This is a genomic window from Pantoea sp. GM_Pan_4, from assembly GCF_026541005.1.
GTDB classification, from domain to species: Bacteria; Pseudomonadota; Gammaproteobacteria; order Enterobacterales; family Enterobacteriaceae; genus Pantoea; species Pantoea dispersa.
On sequence record NZ_JALNUZ010000013.1, the window covers coordinates 84,271 to 102,698 of the forward strand.

The window sequence follows — 18,428 nt, forward strand, 5'->3', positions numbered from 1 at the left end:
AGCCCTTTCGCCAGCGGAGAATAAGTTGCGCCCCGGCTTGTTTCACCAGGCCATTACTCTCCGCCTCTTTTTTCCTCACTTTCCGTGACGTACTCAATGCGGTTCACAAACCACACCTTCTGTCCTTCCGGCGTGTTCACCGTCACCTCGTCATCCACCTCTTTTTTGATCAGCGCGCGCGCCATCGGCGAGTCGATGGAGATGTACTCTTTCACCGTATCGCCATAGATCTCGTCCGGTCCGACGATGCGAAAACGCTTCACATCGCCCTGCTCATTCTCTACTTCCACCCAGGCACCGAAGAACACTTTGCCCTCCTGCTGCGGCGCATAATCAACGATTTTCAGCTCGGCGAGGCATTTACGCAGATAGCGCACGCGGCGATCGATCTGGCGCAGCAGGCGCTTGTTATAGGTGTAATCGGCGTTTTCAGAGCGATCGCCCAGGCTGGCGGCCCAGGAGACAATGCGGGTGATTTCCGGCCGCTTCTCATTCCACAGATGGTCGTGCTCAGCACGCAGCTTGTTATAGCCTTCGCGGGTAATCAGTTGGGTTTTCATCGCTTCACTCGTGGTTACAGCCCTGTTCACTGCACAGAGGCTATCACAAAGCCTTACCTGCCCGGACAGGCACCCAGCGTCTTTTTCATCAGGCGCACATAATCGGCGACCAGGCCGGGCGTCCAGGTCATGATTTCTGCCCGTTCGCGCAGCACGCAGGCGCCCCAGAATGCCGGCTGCAGCAGCAGCGCAAACACCTGCTGCAGCCGCTGGCCGTAATAGCCTTCAAACGCCACGTCCAGCGCATCCACCACGGTGGTCGAACAGTTTTTTGCCGTCAGATTATACAGGCTGTCACCACGGTTGGCCTGCCAGTAGCTGGCGAGCGCCTGCCCGTTGTAGTGCTGAAAACTGAAGGTTAAATCCGGGCTGCGCCAGTCGGCAATCTCTGCCGCCAGCGAGGGGAGAAAACGGCCGGGGCGATCGTTAATCTGTCCGGCCAGCAGCAGACGCGGCAGCTCGTGCGGTTGCGGATCGATCTCCTGCTGCGGATACAGGCTGATGTAGCCGCGCTCGCCAAAGCTCAGTGCCGCGTGGCCGGTACAAAAGTGCCCTTCACCGTTAATCACGCCGATGTAACGGTCAATCACATAGCGCTTCGGCTGTTGACTGGCTTCAGACTGCGCCTGCCAGACGTGGACACAGAGAGGAAATGCCGCGGCGACCGGCGGAAAGCGGGCCTGCTGCCACGGACGGAGCCGCGCGATATGACGATGGCCGCGACAAAACCACGGCAGCAGCGTAACGGACTGACCCGCCGGCAGGCGCTGCCACTGGCGCCAGACGCGCCACACCGTCAGGCTGAACGACAGCAGCAACAGCACCAGCCAGCTGCCCAGCAACAGGCAGGTATGCAGGTTGTCATTGAAAAACAGTACCACGCTGAGCACCATCTCGCCGCAGCCCAGCATAAAATGTCGCACCCAGCGCTGGCGCTGAATCAGCGCCGCGCTCAGACAGCGAAACAGGCCGTTAAACAACAGGCAGATTTCCATCACCGTCAGCAGCAGTTTCTTCAGTTGCCTTTCATCACCGTGCCACAGCGCGCCGGCCAGCAGCGTGCCGACAAAAATCAGGGAAAACAGCAGATTGAGCCAGCGCTGCAGCGACACCTCGCCGCTCAGCAGGTTAAACAGCAGCGACAGCGACAGTAAGAGCGCCAGCACCTGTAGCGACAGATTGATATGCCCATCGACCAGCACGTCCGCCACGATCATGCCGGCCAGCAGCACGCCGCACAGCGCCAGGCCATAAATCAGCAGACGATAACGCACCAGCAGCTCGCGTCCGGCCAGCAGCAGCAGTAATTTGATCATTGCTTCACCCTCCTTCCGTGGTTTGCCACGGATTATAGGGCAGAGGCGGGGCCAGCCTGGCAGCAACCGGTACGCCATTGCGCTGGGGTTTAACACATAGGTGGCTAAGTTTCTCTGAGTTGCGCGCTGCATTCAGAAAAAGACGGATTCACCGGTCAGCGGCTGGCAATTTGCGGCCTCAGTCCGTATAACTGTCCCCTATTTCTAACCCTGTGTAAGCAAGACCGTTACTGATGATGAAAGATTCGCTGAGCCAGATTATCGCAGGTGAGCTGAAGGCACGCGCCGACCAGGTTGACGCCGCCATTCGCTTGCTGGACGAAGGGAACACCGTGCCGTTTATCGCACGTTACCGTAAGGAAGTGACCGGCGGGCTGGATGATACCCAGCTGCGTACGCTGGAGAGCCGTCTCGGCTATCTGCGTGAGCTGGAGGAACGCCGCCAGTCGATTCTGAAATCCATTGATGACCAGGGCAAACTGACGCCGGAATTAGCCACTGCCATCAACGGCACGCTGAACAAAACCGAGCTGGAAGATCTCTATCTGCCTTATAAGCAGAAGCGCCGCACGCGCGGGCAGATCGCTATCGAAGCCGGGCTGGAACCGCTGGCAGAGACGCTGTGGAACGACGCGTCTCAGGATCCCGAGCAGCTGGCAGCGCGTTATGTCGACGCGGACAAAGGCGTTGCCGATGTGCGTGCCGCGCTGGATGGCGCACGCTATATCCTGATGGAGCGCTTCGCCGAAGACGCCACGCTGCTGGCGAAAGTGCGTGATTACCTGTGGAAGAACGCCCATCTGGTTGCACGCGTGGTGGAAGGCAAAGAGGAAGAAGGCGCTAAATTCCGCGACTACTTCGATCATCACGAAGCGCTGAGCAGCGTGCCGTCGCACCGCGCGCTGGCCATGTTCCGTGGCCGTAACGAAGGCATTTTACAGCTGTCGCTCAACGCCGATCCGCAGTTTGATGAAGCGCCGCGCGAAAGCTACGGTGAAACGCTGATCGCCGACCACCTTGGCCTGCGCCTGAACAACGCACCGGCCGACAGCTGGCGCAAAGCCGTGGTCAGCTGGACCTGGCGCATCAAGGTCCTGCTGCACCTCGAAACCGAACTGATGGGCACCATCCGCGAACGGGCAGAAGACGAAGCGATCAACGTGTTTGCCCGTAATCTGCACGATCTGCTGATGGCGGCACCCGCCGGCATGCGCGCCACCATGGGCCTCGATCCTGGCCTGCGCACCGGGGTCAAAGTGGCGGTGGTCGATGCCACCGGCAAGCTGGTCGCGACCGATACCATCTATCCGCATACCGGCCAGGCGGCCAAAGCCGCGACCTCGGTGGCGGCACTGTGCGCGAAACATCAGGTTGAACTGGTGGCGATCGGCAACGGCACCGCTTCACGTGAAACCGAGCGTTTCTTCCTCGACGTACAGAAGCAGTTCCCGCAAATCAAAGCACAAAAAGTGATTGTCAGTGAGGCCGGAGCATCCGTCTATTCCGCTTCCGAACTGGCGGCGCAGGAGTTCCCCGATCTCGACGTTTCGCTGCGCGGTGCGGTGTCTATCGCCCGTCGTCTGCAGGATCCGCTGGCAGAGCTGGTCAAAATTGACCCGAAATCGATTGGCGTCGGCCAGTATCAGCACGATGTCAGCCAGAGCCAGCTGGCGAAAAAACTCGATGCGGTGGTGGAAGACTGCGTGAACGCCGTGGGCGTCGATCTGAATACCGCTTCGGTGGCGCTGCTGACACGCGTCGCCGGCCTGACGCGCATGATGGCGCAGAACATTGTCAGCTGGCGTGACGAAAACGGCCGTTTCCAGAACCGCCAGCAACTGCTGAAGGTGAGCCGCCTTGGGCCGAAAGCCTTTGAACAGTGCGCCGGCTTCCTGCGCATCAACCACGGCGATAATCCGCTGGATGCCTCAACGGTGCATCCGGAAGCCTATCCGCTGGTAGAGCGCATTCTCGCCGCTACGGAACAGGCGCTGAATGAACTGATGGGCAATCCGGGTAGCCTGCGCGACCTGAATGCGCGCGACTTCACCGATGAGCGTTTCGGGCTGCCGACCGTCACCGATATCATCAAAGAGCTGGAGAAACCGGGCCGCGATCCGCGTCCGGAGTTCAAAACCGCGCAGTTTGCCGAAGGCGTGGAGACGCTCAACGACCTGCTGCCTGGCATGGTGCTGGAAGGTGCAGTGACCAACGTGACCAACTTCGGCGCGTTCGTCGATATCGGCGTGCATCAGGACGGCCTGGTGCACATCTCTTCGCTGTCGGACAAATTCGTAGACGATCCACATCAGGTGGTGAAAGCCGGCGATATCGTCAAAGTGAAGGTGATGGAAGTCGATCTGCAGCGTAAGCGTATCGCGCTGACCATGCGTCTGGATGAGCAACCGGGTGAAAGCAACGCGCGCAGCGGCGGCAACCGTGGCGCAGGCAAAGAGGCCGCGCGGCCGGCCGCCGGTGCCAAAGGCCGCGGCAAACCTGCCAGCAGCAGCGTCGGTAACAGTGCGATGGGCGATGCGCTGGCGGCCGCGTTTGGGAAGAAACGCTAAGCGGCGCGCGAGTACAGGAGGTTGATAAATTGTCCTGGCGGACTACGCTGAAAAAACCGTGTGAAAAAATGACCTTCCGCGTAACCCGGCGATCCGATGGACATTATCAACTTCCTGCTCGATGAGATTTATGAAGGTAGCTTCCCCGTCGTGGCGCGCGAGCGCCTGCTTTCGCACATCCGCGCGGCGCGCGACACGGCAAAACTGCCGCGTAAAGCGCACTGGGATGAAAAAGACGTGGTGCTGATCAGTTACGCCGACCAGTTCCGCGAACCCGAGCAGCCCACGCTCGCCAGCTTTACGCGCTTTTATCAGCAGCATCTGCAGTCCACCTTCAGCCTGGTGCATCTGCTGCCATTTTTCCCCTATTCATCCGACGATGGCTTCTCGGTTATCGATTATCACCAGGTAAATCCTATCTGCGGTGACTGGCGGCACATCACGGCGCTGCACAGCGAAACCCGGCTGATGTTCGATTTCGTCTGTAACCACATGTCGGCGCACAGCGCGTGGTTTCGCCACTTTCTGGCGCAGGATGCCGGCTGGGACGACTTCTTTATCAGCATGCCGCCCGCCACCGATCTCAGTGCCGTGACGCGCCCGCGCACCTCACCGCTGCTGACGCCGTTTACCCTCGCTAACGGCGACACGCGCTTTATCTGGACCACCTTCAGCGCCGACCAAATCGATCTCAACTTCGCCAATCCGCAGGTGCTGATCCGCATGGTGGGCGTGCTGCTGGATTATCTCAACAAAGGCGCGGATTACGTGCGGCTGGACGCGGTGGGCTACATGTGGAAAACGCCGGGCACACGCTGTATCCATCTGACCAAAACCCATCAGCTGGTGAAGCTGTTTCGCGCCATCGCCAACGAAGTCGCGCCAGGTACGGTGATCGTGACCGAAACCAACGTGCCGCATCAGGATAACATCAGCTATTTCGGCAACGGCCACGACGAAGCGCAGATGGTCTACCAGTTTTCACTGCCACCGCTGGTGCTGCACGCCATTCACTCCGGCTCGGCACGCGCGCTGCGCCAGTGGGCCAGCACGCTTGAGCCCGGGAATGGCGGCACCACCTTCTTCAATTTTCTCGCCTCGCACGACGGCATTGGCCTCAATCCGGCACGCGGCATTTTGTCGGAAGTCGAGATTGTGGCGCTGGTGCGTGAACTGGCGCTGGAGGGCGCGCTGGTGTCCTATAAAAACAACCCGGACGGCAGCACCAGCCCGTATGAAATCAACGTAACGTATCTGGATGCGCTCAATCACCAGACCGACGATGACGACACGCGCCTGCGCCGTTTCCTGCTGGCGCACGCGATTCTGCTGGCCTTTCCCGGCGTGCCCGCCATCTATATTCAAAGTATTCTCGGCTCGCGCAATGACAACGAAGGCGTGCGCGCTGCCGGGCACAACCGCGCCATCAACCGTGAGAAGTTCAGCCTGCGCGATATCGAACAGCAAATCAGCGGCGGCAACCCGCTGCGTCAGCAGGTGTTTGAGCGGCTTAGCGCGCTGATTCAGCTGCGCACCCGGCAGCCGGCGTTCCATCCGGACAATCCGATGACGCTGCTGGAGAGCGACAACGCGGTGCTGCTGCTGCGCCGTTACGCGGCGGACAGCGACGAAGGGTTACTGTGCGTGTTCAATCTCAGCAGCCGCGAGATCAGCACCGCGCTGCCGCAGGCGCGCCCTTTTCAGGATGTGATCAGCGGGCAGCGCGTGGATGGCAGCCAGCCGCTGGTGCTGGCCGCCTGGCAGTTTATGTGGCTGCGTGGATGAACTGCTGCACCTGCTGGCAGAACGCCTCCGGGTGCGAAATAAACGGCGCGTGCGCGGCCTTCGCGATGACAACCGACTGCGAATGCGGCCAGCGCGCATCCAGCTGCGGCGCAATGCGGCGCGGCACCAGGCCATCCAGTGCGCCATAGATACGCAGGAACGGCAGCGTCAGCCCATCCAGTGCGCTGCGCAAATCATCGTGGCGCAGAATGTTCAATCCCCCTTCCAGTACCGCTACCGACGGCATCGGCTGCGACAGCACTACCTCTTTCAGCTGGCGCGCGTCCTGACGCGCATTTTCCGTCCCCATGGTTTGCAGCGCGAGAAAACGCTCCACGGTGCGCTGGAAATCGCTGCTCAATTGCTGCTGGAACGTCGCCAGCGTCTCAGGCTGAATGCCGGGCCATTCATCCCGGGCGGTAAAGCACGGCGACGACGCCACGCTAATCAATGCCGCCACGCGATCGGGCTGGCTCAGCGCCAGCTGGCTGGCCACTAAGCCGCCCAGCGACCAGCCAAGCAGCACAGCGCGCGCTGGCAACTGCGGTAGTAGCTGCTGCGCCATCTGCGCCAGGCTCAGCGGCCCAAATCCCTGGCTGCGGCCAAATCCCGGCAGGTCCACCAGGTGCAGACGAAAATGCGGGCTGAGTCGCGGAACAATGTGTTGCCACACTTCGGCGTTCAGTCCCCAGCCGTGCAGCAGCACAAGATCGCGATCGCCTGTGCCTGTGGTGTGCCAGTAAAGCGAACTCATCGGTTACACTCCCGAAAAGTGAAAAGGAGGTCGCTATGCTAGCAATCCCTGCCCTGTGTTGGCTATGCCGTCTGCCGCTGCGTATCGCCCGGCACGGCCTGTGCAGCGTATGTCTGCGCCAGCTACCGGCGCTGCCGGCGCTCTGTCCCTGCTGCGGACTGCCGGCCAGCGGCGATCAAGCGTGCGGACGCTGCCTGCGCCGGCCGCCGCCGTGGCACGCTCTCACTTGCGTGAGTGATTATGTGCCGCCGCTGAGCGAATGGGTGCAGCGGCTCAAATTCTCGCGCGCAACCGCACTCAGGGTAATGCTGGCACGGCTGCTTTTGTTAAAATTATTAACAAAGCGCCGCCAGCAGCCGCTGCCGCGTATCGATCTGGTGCTGAGCGTGCCGCTGCATCGCCGCCGCGCCTGGCAGCGCGGGTATAATCAGGCCGCGCTGCTGGCTAAACCGCTGGCGCGCTGGCTCGGTTGTGAATACCGCGAAGGTCTGCGCCGGGTGCGACACGGTGCGGTGCAGCATGTGCTCAGCGCCCGCGCCCGGAAAAGCAATCTGCGTGGCGCGTTTCGCCTTGAAATGGCGGTGCGCGGACGCCACATCCTGCTTATCGATGATGTGGTGACCACCGGCAGCACGGTGGGGGAAATCAGCCGCTTATTACTGGCGCAGGGCGCGGCCAGCGTACACATAGGATGCCTGTGCCGTACCTTGTAGAGCGTCGGCGTTGGGCGTATTATAACCAGGTATTTTAGTCAACTATTGAGCAATCGCCATGATCCGTATTACTGATACTGCGCAAGAGCACTTCGCAAAACTGCTGTCAAAACAGGAAGATGGCACCCAGATTCGCGTATTCGTTATTAACCCGGGTACGCCAACCGCCGAGTGCGGCGTCTCCTACTGCCCGCCGGACGCGGTCGAAGCCACCGATACCGAACTGAAGTTCGACAAGCTGTCTGCCTATGTTGATGAGCTGAGCGCGCCGTACCTCGAAGATGCGGAAATCGACTTCGTGACCGATAACCTCGGCTCACAGCTCACGCTGAAAGCGCCGAACGCTAAGATGCGTAAAGTGTCGGACGATGCGCCGATGGTTGAGCGCGTGGAGTATCTGCTGCAGGCGCAGATCAACCCGCAGCTGGCCAGCCACGGCGGTCGCGTCTCGCTGATGGAGATCACCGACGAAGGCTACGCCATTCTGCAGTTCGGCGGCGGCTGTAACGGTTGCTCGATGATTGACGTGACGCTGAAAGACGGCATCGAGAAAGAGCTGCTGGCCGCCTTCCCTGAGCTGAAAGGCGTGCGCGATCTCACCGAGCATCAGCGCGGCGAGCACTCCTACTACTGATAGAAGATGCGGCAGCCACCCCGGCTGCCGCGTGTTTTACGGCTTCTTACGCCCTTCATTGACGATCGCCAGCAGCTGCTGCACTTTCCGGTAACTAAACAACTTCTCCAATGGTACGCGCAGTTTGCGCCGCCAGTTGGGGTATTCGGCTACCGTGCCCGGCACGTTGACCGGCGTCTCCATTCCCAGCCAGTCCTCCGGCTGCAGCCCCAGCAGGGCGCTGTCGGTGTACGCCAGAAAGCGGTGCACGCCCTGATTCAGCGCAGGCGTCAGACGCTGGCCGGCGCGGTTTTTGCTGCGCGTATCAATGGCTTGCGCCTCGCTCAGGGCGTTCAGCAACGCGGTTCTCTGCCCATCGCGTTCCGCGATGGCCGCCTTCAGCATGCTGCGTTTAGTAAACAGCCCCAGCTGCTCGCGCAACTGCAGATCGGCGGCATGCCAGAATCCGCTCAGCGTCGGCAAATCATGGGTACTGGCGCTGGCAATCGACTGGCGCGGATAGGCTGCCGGTGGCCGGAACTGCCCGTCCTCCCCGCACTCGAACATCAGCACCTTCCACGAAAAAATGCCGCGGTCGCGCAGCAGGCTAACGATCTCCTGCGGCACGGTGCCGAGATCTTCACCGATCACCATGCAGCGCTGACGCTGACTCTCCAGCGCAAGGATCGCCAGCAGGTCGTGCACCGGATAGGCGACATACGCGCCTTTATCGGCACTTTCGCCATAGGGAATCCACCACAAACGCAGTAGCGCCATAACGTGATCGATGCGCAGCGCCCCGCAATCGCGCATATTGGCGCGCAGCAGATCGATAAACGGCTGATAGCCCCGCGCGCGCAGTACATGTGGATCGAGCGGCGGCAGCGCCCAGTTCTGCCCGAGCGGGCCAAGCGGATCCGGCGGTGCGCCCACCGACGCGCCCAGCTTATACAGCTGCGGATCCTGCCAGGTTTCCGCGCTGTGCTGTGCCACGCCAACCGCCAAATCGCGATATAACCCGACCGCCATCCCCAGCTGCTGGCTACGCTGCCAGCAGGCGGCGAACTGCTGCTGCGCCAGCCACTGCAGCCAGCTCCAGAACAGAATGTCGTCCTCATGCTGCGCGCACCATTGCTGCACCTCCGGCTGCTGCGCCTGCTGCCAGCCTGACGGCCACTTTTCCCAGCCCCACTCATCGGGATGCTGCTGGCTGCGCGCTGCCACGATGGCGTCAAATGCCGCCTGATAGCGCAGCGCATCGCCGCCTTCCGCAAGAAATTGCTGAAACGCCGGCTGCTGTGTCAGCTGCGGCTGCGCGTGCTGCCAGGCAAAACGCAGCGCAGTCAGCTTGAGCGTCGTCACCGCGCGGTAATCGACAAACGCTGCGCTGCGCGCCTGTTGCAGCGCTTTGCGCGTTGGCGCGCTGTGCCACCAGCGCTGGGCGGCGTCACTTTGGGTGAATTCGTCGATTTGATTGATGTCGATGTACAGCACGTTGAGCCAGCGGCGCGAGCTCGGGCTGTACGGGCTGACGTGATCCGGCTGCGCCGGATAGAGCGCATGCAGCGGGTTGAGACCGATGAAATCGCCGCCGTGAGCGGCGACCTGCTCCAGCATCTGCATCAGATCGCCAAAGTCGCCGATGCCCCAGTTACGCGCCGAGCGCAGCGTATAGAGCTGCACCAGCGCGCCCCAGCGCTTCTCCCCCTGCGCCAGCGCTGGCGGCAGATAACAGCGCGCCGGTGCGATGATAATGCGCGTCTGCCACTGCTGGCGTGAAGTGCTCAGCGTGAGCTGATGGTAGCCCTCGGGCAGTTCTGCCGGCAGCGCCAGGCTTTCTCCCGCGCTCAGCGTGCCGTCATAGTGCTGCCCCTGCTCGCTCACCAGTTGCCAGCGGTAGTCGTCGCTGCCCTGCGGCGTCAGTTCAGGCTGCCCGGGCGGCGTGAACACCAGCACCGGCGGCAGCGGTGGCGCGTTGCCCGTCGGAGCGTCCATCAGCGCCAGCAGCGCGCGTTTGGTGTCGTCGCTGATGGTCTGTGACTCACCTTTATTGTTGATAAAACTCAGTGCGATACCGGCATCCCGTGCAGCCTGATCCAGTTTCTTCATGGCCATGTTGTCTCCTTCGTTGCCGTGCGCACATTACGCATGCAGCGTCATTTTCCGGCGGCTCAGCGCGCCGCCTGCCAGATACGCTGTTGATAATCGCGAATCGAACGATCGGCACTGAAGCGGCCGGTATGCGCCGTGTTGAGAATCGCCGCTTTGGTCCACGCTTCCGGATCGCGCCACAGCGCTTCGACACGCTGCTGCGCCGCGATGTAGGCGGCGAAATCGGCCAGCACCAGCCACGGATCGCCCTGTTTGCTCAGGCTCTCCAGCAGCGGCGCAAATGCCTGCCGGTCGCCGTCGCTGAATTTGCCCTTCTCCAGCTCCTTCAGTAAACCGTCGAGATAGCGATCGTGCTTACGCAGCTTCTTCGGACTGTAACCGTCGGCCTTCAGTGCTTTTACCTCATCCACCGTGTTGCCGAAGATAAAGATATTTTTCTCACCGACCGCCTCGGCAATCTCCACGTTAGCCCCGTCCAGCGTGCCAATCGTCAGCGCGCCGTTGAGCGCCAGCTTCATGTTGCCGGTACCGGAGGCTTCGTAACCGGCCGTGGAGATCTGCTCCGAGAGATCGGCCGCCGGAATCATCAGCTCGGCGGCGGTAATCCGGTAATCCGGCACAAACACCACCTTCAGGCGATCGCCCACCAGCGGGTCGTTGTTGATCACCTCCGCGACTTTATTGATGGCACAGATGATGTTTTTTGCCAGCAAATAGCCGGGCGCCGCCTTAGCGCCAAACAAAAATACGCGCGGCACGAAGTCGGGATTGTCCGGGTTATCGCGCAGCTGGCGATAGCAGTGCAGGATGTGCAGCAGACTGAGATGCTGGCGTTTGTATTCATGCAGGCGCTTGATCTGCACATCAAACAGCGCGTCAGGATTGATATCAATGCCGGTCACGCGTTTGATGTACACCGTCAGCCGCAGTTTGTTTTGCTGCTTAATGGTGCGGAACTGCTGGCGAAAACTTTTCTTCTTCGCCAGCGGCGCCAGCCATTCCAGCGCGTCGAGATCGTTGGCCCACTCCACCTGCAGGCTGTCGTCAATCAGCGCGGACAGCAGGGGGTTGCACTGCTTCAGCCAGCGCCGCGGCGTAATGCCGTTGGTGACGTTATGAAACTTGTGCGGCCACAGCTGGTGATATTCCGGGAACAGATCGTTAACCACCAGCTGCGAGTGCAGCGCTGCCACACCGTTGACGGCGAAACAGCTCACCACGCACAAATTGGCCATGCGCACTTCGCCGTCGCTCACCACCGCCAGCTTGTGCCAGAGGGCACTGTCGTTCGGCCAGCGCTGTTTAACCTGCTGCTTCAGCTGGCGATTGATCTGTTTGATGATCTGCAGATGGCGCGGCAGCAGTTCGCGCAGCAGGCTCGCCGGCCAGCGCTCCAGCGCCTCCGGCATCAGCGTATGGTTGGTATACGCAAAGGTGCGGCTGGTAATGTGCCAGGCGTCGTCCCAGCTCAGGCCATACTCATCCAGCAGCAGGCGCAGCAGCTCCGGAATAGCGATAGTGGGATGGGTATCGTTGAGCTGAATCACTTCGAAATCCGGCAGCGTATGCAGCGCACGGCCCGCCAGCTGGTGACGACGCAGTATGTCGCTCACCGCGCAGGCGCACTGGAAATACTGCTGCATCAGCCGCAGACGTTTACCTGGCGCATGGTTGTCATTGGGATAGAGCACTTTGGTCAGCTTGTCGGCTTCAATGCCCGGCTGCTCCGCCTGCAGGAATTTCCCGGCGTTAAACAGCGTCAGGTCAAACGGCTGCGCGCTGGTGGCTTGCCACAGGCGCAGCGGCAGCATGATGCCGTTGCGATAGCCGATTACCGGCAGATCCCAGGCCTGGCCGATCAGCTGCTGTGCCGGACGCCATTCGACGCTGCCGTCGTCGCGCTTTTTGACCTTACCGCCCAGCCCCACCGGCACATCCAGCGCGGCGTTATGGCGGAACCACGGATAGCGATCGCGCTGCCAGTCATCCGGCGCTTCGTGCTGCTGTCCGGCCACAAACGACTGACGAAACAGGCCGTACTGATAGTTGAGGCCGTGCCCCATCGCCGGCTGGCCGACCGTCGCCATCGCATCCATGTAGCAGGCCGCGAGCCGTCCCAGACCGCCATTGCCCAGCGCCGGATCGACCTCCTCCTCCAGCAGTTCATTCAGCTCAACCTCGTGCTCTGCCAGCGCGGCAGCCACCTCGTTATACCAGCCGAGATTGAGCAGGTTGTTACCGGTCAACCGGCCGGGCAGAAACTCCATCGAGAGATAATTAACGTGGCGCTGAGCGCTTTTCGGCGGCACGGGCGGCTGTGCGGCGAGCAGTTCCATCAGCGCCCGGCTGAGCGCCTGCCACCACTGATGCGGCGTCATCTGCCGGGCGGAAGTCAGTCCGAGCTGCTGCCACTGGCGGGTCAGCGCGGCGTCAAAGCGGGTTTTATTGAATTTTAGCGGCGACATAGTGCATCCCTTTGCATCCGAAACGGTAAACACGGGCAAGCGCAAATCTGAAAGAGTAAGTTAAGCCGGGGACGCTGAAAAAAGCGACAGGGAAATGAAGATGCAGTGAAAAAAGGCGTGCCGCTGCGGCCTGGTCGCCATCAATGGCGACCCTACAATACGGCACAATGCGCTAAGGGTGCGGTTTGGTAACGATGGCCTGCTGCATCACAAGGTGCGCATTGATGCGCACCTGGGAAATCAGCACAGCTCCAGATGGACTTCGTGCTGTTCAATCACCTTCAGTATGCTTAACGGCGGGGTTTGATCGGTATACAGGTAATCAATCAGGCTCATGTTGCCAAGGTTAACCATGGCGTTACGGCCAAACTTCGAGTGATCCACCACCAGCATCACGCAGCGCGAGTTCTCGATAATGGCGCGCTTGGTGCGCACTTCGTGATAGTCGAACTCCAGCAGCGAACCGTCCATATCAATACCGCTGATGCCGAGAATGCCGTAATCGAGCCGGAACTGAGAGATAAAATCGAGCGTGGCTTCCCCCATGATACCGCCGTCGCGCGTGCGCACTTCACCGCCAGCGATGATCACGCGGAAATCCGGCTTGCCCATCAGCAAAATCGCCACGTTGAGGTTGTTGGTGACGATACGCAGATTGTTGTGGTTGAGCAGCGCATGCGCCACCGCTTCCGGCGTGGTGCCGATATCAATAAACAGCGTTGCGCCGTCCGGGATCTGGCTCGCCACGCGCTCGGCGATGCGTGCCTTTTCCGCCGACCACATCATTTTGCGATCCTGCCACGCGGTGTTTTCCGAGCTGGAAGGCAGCGCTGCGCCGCCGTGATGACGCTGAATTTTGTTTTGATCGGCCAGATCGTTCAGATCGCGCCGGATAGTCTGCGGGCTGACCTCAAAGTGATCCACCAGCTCTTCCGTACTGACATACCCCTGACGCCGGACCAGATCGATAATGGCGTCATGACGTTGCGTCTGCTTCACATCTCTCTCCTCGGCTCAAGGCCGTGTTCTTTTTATCCTGCTACTAGTGACGTGCGCGTTTGCGCGTATCAACGAACGCCATTGCCAGCCCCACCAGCAAACCGGTGACATGCGCAGCGTTCGCGATCGACAGGCCAAAGGCGCCGTACCAGCCAATCACCAGCCATACAATAGCGAAGCCAATCAGGCCGCGCTCGAGATAAATGCCACTTTCGGGATCGCGCTCGCCGCGCAGCCAGCAGTAGCCCATCAGCGCATAGACCACGCCGGACAGCCCGCCAAACAGCACGCCGCTGAACTTCGCCTGCATCCAGCCGCTCAGCAGCGCTGAAATCAGCATGATAACGAACAGCTTGCCGCTGCCGAGGCGCTTCTCTACCGCACCACCGAGATACCACCACCACATCAGGTTGAACAGAATGTGCAGCAGCGAGAAGTGCAGCAGCGCGTGGCTGAACCAGCGCCACACCTGAAAATACTGGGAGGAATCCGCCGGCCAGGCCAGCCAGCCGAGTACCACATCGTCGCCGACAATCTGCATCAGGATAAACACCGCTACGCAGGCGATCATGATGGTCAGCGTGAGCGGGCCCGCGCGTTCGCGAATGTTTGCCCAGATATTGCCACGCTCATAACGCAGACCGCTGTCGGTGGTACCGCTGTGCCAGCTCGCCGCCTGATAGCGTGGATGGTTGGGATCGCGCACGAACTGCGCGAGTTCGTTTTCGACCATCTCCAGCTTGCTGTCGTCATCCAGCACAATGACACAGTGACTTTCGCGCTCAATGCGCAGCGTGACGCCACGCGTCGCCATGTAATCGACAAACGCCTGCGCCATGCGCGGCTGGTTAAACTGGGTGATGCGCATCATGCGGTGCTCTCCTTCCTTTAATCGGTCAATCAGAGGCTGCCGGTGGCGACCTGCGTCGGAAACGCCGCGCGCCAGGCATCAAAACCGCCGTCGATGCTGTAGACGTCGCTAAAGCCCTGGCTTAACAGGAACTGCGCCGCGCCTTTACTGCTGTTACCGTGATAGCACATCACCAGCACCGGCTGGTCGTGCCGGGCGCCGGCAATGAACGTCGCCAGGTTGTCATTGGTCAGATGTTGGGCACCAGTGGCGTGGCCCATGGCGAAGCTTTGCGGATCGCGGATGTCTACCAGTTGCGCTCCCTGTGCCAGATGCTCGTTAGCCTGCAGGACGTTAATACACTCGAAGGTTTCCATGGGTCTCTCATTACCTCGTCATCAATTGGCGTTAGTTTACCCTGATAAGCCGCCGCTATAACCTGACAAATCCTGTGGATATGTGATTTTTTTCCTGCCGAAATGTTAGCTATATCACGCAAGAATGTTTTTATTGAGTTAAGCGCTGGCGTCAATGTTGGTTTCCGATTATTATTACGCTCGAAAACGAACATTTTAGAACTATTCCGAACATCGGAGGAGATGACGTGGAAACCAAAGACCTGATCGTGATCGGCGGCGGCATCAACGGTGCCGGCATTGCAGTGGATGCTGCAGGACGCGGCCTGTCAGTGCTAATGCTGGAGGCGCGGGATTTGGCCTGTGCAACCTCCTCTGCCAGTTCCAAGCTGATTCACGGTGGCCTGCGCTATCTGGAACATTACGAATTCCGTCTGGTGGGCGAAGCGCTGGCCGAACGTGAAGTGCTGCTGAAAATGGCGCCACACATCGCCTTCCCGATGCGTTTCCGTCTGCCACACCGCCCGCATCTGCGTCCGGCGTGGATGATCCGCATGGGCCTGTTTATGTACGATCGCCTCGGTAAGCGCACTACGCTGCCAGGCAGTAAAGGTCTGCGTTTTGGCGCGGAATCGGCCCTGAAGCCTGAAATTACGCGCGGTTTCGAATATTCCGACTGCTGGGTAGACGATGCGCGCATGGTGGTGCTTAACGCGCAGGAAGTGGTGAAACAGGGCGGCGAAGTACGCACCCGCACCCGCGTTACCCGCGCCTGGCGTGAAGCCGGCCTATGGATGGTGGAAGCGGAAGACGTCGATACCGGCAAAACCTACACCTGGCGCGCCAAAGGGCTGGTTAACGCCGCCGGCCCCTGGGTGAAGCAGTTCTTTGACGATGGCCTGAAACTGAAATCGCCGTACGGTATTCGCCTGATCAAAGGCAGCCATATCGTGGTGCCGCGCGTGCACACCGAAAAGCAGGCTTACATTCTGCAGAACGAAGATAACCGTATCGTGTTTGTGATTCCGTGGATGGATGAGTTTTCAATCATCGGTACCACCGACGTCGAATACCAAGGCGATCCGAAAAATGTCAAAATCGATGACAATGAAATCAGCTACCTGCTGAAGGTGTATAACGCGCACTTTAAAAAGCAGCTGACCAGCGACGATATCGTCTGGACCTACTCCGGCGTGCGTCCGCTGTGCGATGATGAATCTGATTCACCGCAGGCGATCACCCGTGATTACACGCTGGACGTGCACGACGACAACGGTCAGGCACCGCTGCTGTCCGTATTCGGCGGCAAGCTGACCACCTATCGCAAGCTGGCGGAGCATGCGCTGGAGAAACTGGCGAAATACTACCCTGATGCCGGTCCAGCGTGGACCAAAAACGCCGTGCTGCCAGGCGGTGATTTCTCCGGTACGCGTGAAGATTACGCTGCCAGCCTGCGCCGTCGCTATCCGTTCATCAGCGAAGGCATGGCGCGTCACTTCGCCCGCACCTACGGCAGCCGTACTGAAGTGCTGCTGGAAGGCGCGAAGAGCCGTGAAGATCTGGGTGAAAACTTTGGCCACGAATTCTATGAAGCCGAACTGCGTTACCTGGTGAAACACGAGTGGGTGCGCGAGCTGGACGACGCCATCTGGCGCCGTACCAAACAGGGTATGTGGCTGAGCGAAGCCGAACAGGCGCGCATCCGCGACTGGCTGGCGGAAAACGGCCAGAAACCGGCGCTGTCGCTGGCTTCGTAATCGCCTTAAGCATTGTCCTCAACCCCGCCACCGCGCGGGGTTTTTGTTTTTTCTCTTTTTGTGTCGGCGAGAGGTTATTCACACAAGGCACTGCACCAGATCAATTCTCACCGCTCCACTTACTGACTAAATAATCCGCGACCGGATTAACGGACTCGTCAGTGACAGGGAGTATCACGCATGGCTTTAGCCACTTTTCCGCTCAATATCTTCACCACACAGCGCATGTTTAATGACTATGGCGCTGACGATATGCGCTACGGCGATATCTGTGAACGCCGGATGAAAAACGAATTCGGCCTCACCCACATTTCCAATGTGGTCGACCCGTGGAGCATGACGTGGCTGCATCCCTTCCATAATCCCCAGTCGCGCTTTGCTGGTGCTTATGCGAAACCTGGCGAAAAGCTTTCACCGCTGGAGTGCGCCAGGCTGCTGTTTGCTGAGATGCAAACCACGTCATTACCTTTCGCACTTGTTGGCCCGCAACGTTTCCTGATAAATAAGATGCTGGAGCATTTTATGCGCTCCAGCGGCCTGCCGTTTCGGGATTTGTCGCTGGATATGGCATATCGGGACAAAATTATGAACGACAGAAGCATAAACAGTACACACAAAGCCATAATTGATACGCTCAATGTTAATATTGATTATGGTATCAAAGGCCTGCCATTGAAAAATATAGGTGATATTAATTCTGCCATTAATAACTCGATCCTGCCAAAATTCGATTCATTAATTATGGATAAAATAAATGGTTTAGGCATTACAGTTCATGATGTTTATGCTACCAAAATTGACATATTGAGTCTTGACGCTAATGGTGCGCGCTGGAGGGCAAAAATGCGCTTCAGCGGACAGGATCATTTCGGTCTGGATACGCATGATATTCACAAGCATAAATTCAGACAATTTCAGTTTTTTAAGATATGGTTCACCTTACAACGTTATGATAAATTTGGCTTTCGTCCTTTTCTGACGAACATGGATGCTGTGATAGATATTGAAGGCGGCCGTTAATGAACAGGAAGACATGGGCAGGATTAATTCTGCTTGTTGCATTAGCCAGTGGCATATACTGCTACCTGAACTTCAGGGAAGTTAACGTTATTGACGTTCACCAGGATTACTATTCTGCATCAATTATCGTCGATCACCTGCCTTACTCTGACGATAAAAAAATAAGGTGGTGGTTGATTCACCAGCCGCAAATAACGTCAAAATACAATATTAAAGCCTTTAATGATAATGGCCCCATTACCTATTATTTTTATGCACTAGGTGAGGGATATCAGTCATTAGAAAAAAAGGACCGCATTTGCTTTAAGCAAATGCAACCCCCTGCTAATTGTCTGGATAAAAATTTACTGATGAAAATTCAGCGGAAGCAGGATGGTGGCGTGATATTCTCACTGGATTCAGGAAATTACACAGTGAATAAAGACAACGAAATGAGTCAATTGCAGAAGCGAAATTAATACATAGCGCGATAAATCGCGCCGCTACAGTGTGTGCGATCGATAATGGCGAAGGTCACTACCGAATTTATCGTAGCGGCGCAATTCATTGCGCTAATTAACA

General features: G+C 58.9%; 15 protein-coding genes. 7 read left to right on the plus strand and 8 right to left on the minus strand.

The window, feature by feature from the left end; all coding sequences use genetic code 11:
- Window positions 1-53 precede the first annotated feature (53 nt).
- Together greB and OXR61_RS20310 are read right to left on the minus strand one after the other, a co-directional pair.
- On the minus strand, window positions 54-560 hold the full coding sequence (gene greB / locus OXR61_RS20305) for a transcription elongation factor GreB (RefSeq protein ID WP_021507408.1): 507 nt from the start codon (window positions 558-560) through the stop codon (window positions 54-56).
- A 53-nt stretch (window positions 561-613) separates the two neighbouring features.
- Window positions 614-1,876, minus strand: a complete 1,263-nt coding sequence (locus tag OXR61_RS20310; protein WP_021507407.1) for a hypothetical protein — start codon at window positions 1,874-1,876, stop codon at window positions 614-616.
- Between the two features lie 233 nt (window positions 1,877-2,109).
- Here OXR61_RS20310 and OXR61_RS20315 point away from each other — a divergent pair, with 233 nt between their 5' ends.
- Complete coding sequence (locus OXR61_RS20315; RefSeq protein WP_021507406.1) at window positions 2,110-4,443, plus strand: Tex family protein; 2,334 nt, start codon at window positions 2,110-2,112, stop codon at window positions 4,441-4,443.
- A gap of 96 nt (window positions 4,444-4,539) precedes the next feature.
- Window positions 4,540-6,228 carry an alpha-amylase family glycosyl hydrolase gene (locus OXR61_RS20320; protein ID WP_021507405.1) on the plus strand — a complete coding sequence of 563 codons (1,689 nt, stop codon included), beginning with the start codon at window positions 4,540-4,542 and terminating at the stop codon, window positions 6,226-6,228.
- On the opposite strand, the gene bioH is transcribed toward OXR61_RS20320, so the two are convergent.
- On the minus strand, window positions 6,209-6,982 hold the full coding sequence (bioH, locus tag OXR61_RS20325) for a pimeloyl-ACP methyl ester esterase BioH (RefSeq protein ID WP_021507404.1): 774 nt from the start codon (window positions 6,980-6,982) through the stop codon (window positions 6,209-6,211). The two genes, OXR61_RS20320 and bioH, sit on opposite strands and share 20 nt — an antisense overlap.
- A 35-nt stretch (window positions 6,983-7,017) precedes the next feature.
- Between bioH and gntX the strand changes: the two genes are divergently transcribed.
- Window positions 7,018-7,695, plus strand: a complete 678-nt coding sequence (gene gntX, locus OXR61_RS20330) for a DNA utilization protein GntX (protein WP_021507403.1) — start codon at window positions 7,018-7,020, stop codon at window positions 7,693-7,695.
- 58 nt (window positions 7,696-7,753) lie between these two features.
- Window positions 7,754-8,329: a Fe-S biogenesis protein NfuA gene (nfuA, locus tag OXR61_RS20335; RefSeq protein WP_021507402.1), complete on the plus strand. Its 576-nt coding sequence runs from the start codon at window positions 7,754-7,756 to the stop codon at window positions 8,327-8,329.
- A 36-nt stretch (window positions 8,330-8,365) separates the two neighbouring features.
- Here nfuA and malQ read toward each other — a convergent pair whose 3' ends face one another.
- The 5 genes from malQ to glpE all read right to left on the minus strand — a co-directional run bounded on the left by malQ (window position 8,366) and on the right by glpE (window position 15,111).
- A complete protein-coding gene (gene malQ / locus OXR61_RS20340) occupies window positions 8,366-10,423 on the minus strand; it encodes a 4-alpha-glucanotransferase (RefSeq protein WP_021507401.1) in 2,058 nt (685 codons plus the stop codon).
- 56 nt (window positions 10,424-10,479) lie between these two features.
- Window positions 10,480-12,885: a maltodextrin phosphorylase gene (gene malP, locus OXR61_RS20345; protein ID WP_021507400.1), complete on the minus strand. Its 2,406-nt coding sequence runs from the start codon at window positions 12,883-12,885 to the stop codon at window positions 10,480-10,482.
- 240 nt (window positions 12,886-13,125) lie between these two features.
- Window positions 13,126-13,884 (minus strand): DeoR/GlpR family transcriptional regulator, encoded by a 759-nt coding sequence (locus tag OXR61_RS20350; RefSeq protein WP_021507399.1) that lies wholly within the window; start codon window positions 13,882-13,884, stop codon window positions 13,126-13,128.
- 43 nt (window positions 13,885-13,927) lie between these two features.
- Window positions 13,928-14,752, minus strand: a complete 825-nt coding sequence (glpG, locus tag OXR61_RS20355; protein ID WP_031279683.1) for a rhomboid family intramembrane serine protease GlpG — start codon at window positions 14,750-14,752, stop codon at window positions 13,928-13,930.
- A 32-nt stretch (window positions 14,753-14,784) separates the two neighbouring features.
- Window positions 14,785-15,111 (minus strand): thiosulfate sulfurtransferase GlpE, encoded by a 327-nt coding sequence (gene glpE / locus OXR61_RS20360; RefSeq protein WP_021313438.1) that lies wholly within the window; start codon window positions 15,109-15,111, stop codon window positions 14,785-14,787.
- A gap of 227 nt (window positions 15,112-15,338) precedes the next feature.
- Here glpE and glpD point away from each other — a divergent pair, with 227 nt between their 5' ends.
- The 3 genes from glpD to OXR61_RS20375 all read left to right on the plus strand — a co-directional run bounded on the left by glpD (window position 15,339) and on the right by OXR61_RS20375 (window position 18,325).
- Window positions 15,339-16,847, plus strand: coding sequence for a glycerol-3-phosphate dehydrogenase (gene glpD / locus OXR61_RS20365; protein WP_021507397.1), 1,509 nt, complete (start codon window positions 15,339-15,341; stop codon window positions 16,845-16,847).
- Between the two features lie 180 nt (window positions 16,848-17,027).
- Window positions 17,028-17,867: a DUF3289 family protein gene (locus OXR61_RS20370; RefSeq protein ID WP_021507396.1), complete on the plus strand. Its 840-nt coding sequence runs from the start codon at window positions 17,028-17,030 to the stop codon at window positions 17,865-17,867.
- Entirely contained in the window at window positions 17,867-18,325 is a 459-nt protein-coding gene (locus OXR61_RS20375; RefSeq protein WP_021313409.1) for a DUF943 family protein, read from the plus strand. Before OXR61_RS20370 ends, OXR61_RS20375 begins: the two co-directional genes overlap by 1 nt.
- Window positions 18,326-18,428 lie beyond the last annotated feature (103 nt).

Coding starts and splice junctions, on each gene's coding strand:
- malQ (WP_021507401.1), bottom strand. CDS start 10,423: ATGGCCATGAAGAAACTGGATCAGGCTGCACGGGATGCCGGTATCGCA.
- glpE (WP_021313438.1), bottom strand. CDS start 15,111: ATGGAAACCTTCGAGTGTATTAACGTCCTGCAGGCTAACGAGCATCTG.
- malP (WP_021507400.1), bottom strand. CDS start 12,885: ATGTCGCCGCTAAAATTCAATAAAACCCGCTTTGACGCCGCGCTGACC.
- greB (WP_021507408.1), bottom strand. CDS start 560: ATGAAAACCCAACTGATTACCCGCGAAGGCTATAACAAGCTGCGTGCT.
- OXR61_RS20370 (WP_021507396.1), top strand. CDS start 17,028: ATGGCTTTAGCCACTTTTCCGCTCAATATCTTCACCACACAGCGCATG.
- bioH (WP_021507404.1), bottom strand. CDS start 6,982: ATGAGTTCGCTTTACTGGCACACCACAGGCACAGGCGATCGCGATCTT.
- OXR61_RS20320 (WP_021507405.1), top strand. CDS start 4,540: ATGGACATTATCAACTTCCTGCTCGATGAGATTTATGAAGGTAGCTTC.
- nfuA (WP_021507402.1), top strand. CDS start 7,754: ATGATCCGTATTACTGATACTGCGCAAGAGCACTTCGCAAAACTGCTG.
- glpG (WP_031279683.1), bottom strand. CDS start 14,752: ATGCGCATCACCCAGTTTAACCAGCCGCGCATGGCGCAGGCGTTTGTC.
- OXR61_RS20310 (WP_021507407.1), bottom strand. CDS start 1,876: ATGATCAAATTACTGCTGCTGCTGGCCGGACGCGAGCTGCTGGTGCGT.
- OXR61_RS20375 (WP_021313409.1), top strand. CDS start 17,867: ATGAACAGGAAGACATGGGCAGGATTAATTCTGCTTGTTGCATTAGCC.
- OXR61_RS20315 (WP_021507406.1), top strand. CDS start 2,110: ATGATGAAAGATTCGCTGAGCCAGATTATCGCAGGTGAGCTGAAGGCA.
- gntX (WP_021507403.1), top strand. CDS start 7,018: ATGCTAGCAATCCCTGCCCTGTGTTGGCTATGCCGTCTGCCGCTGCGT.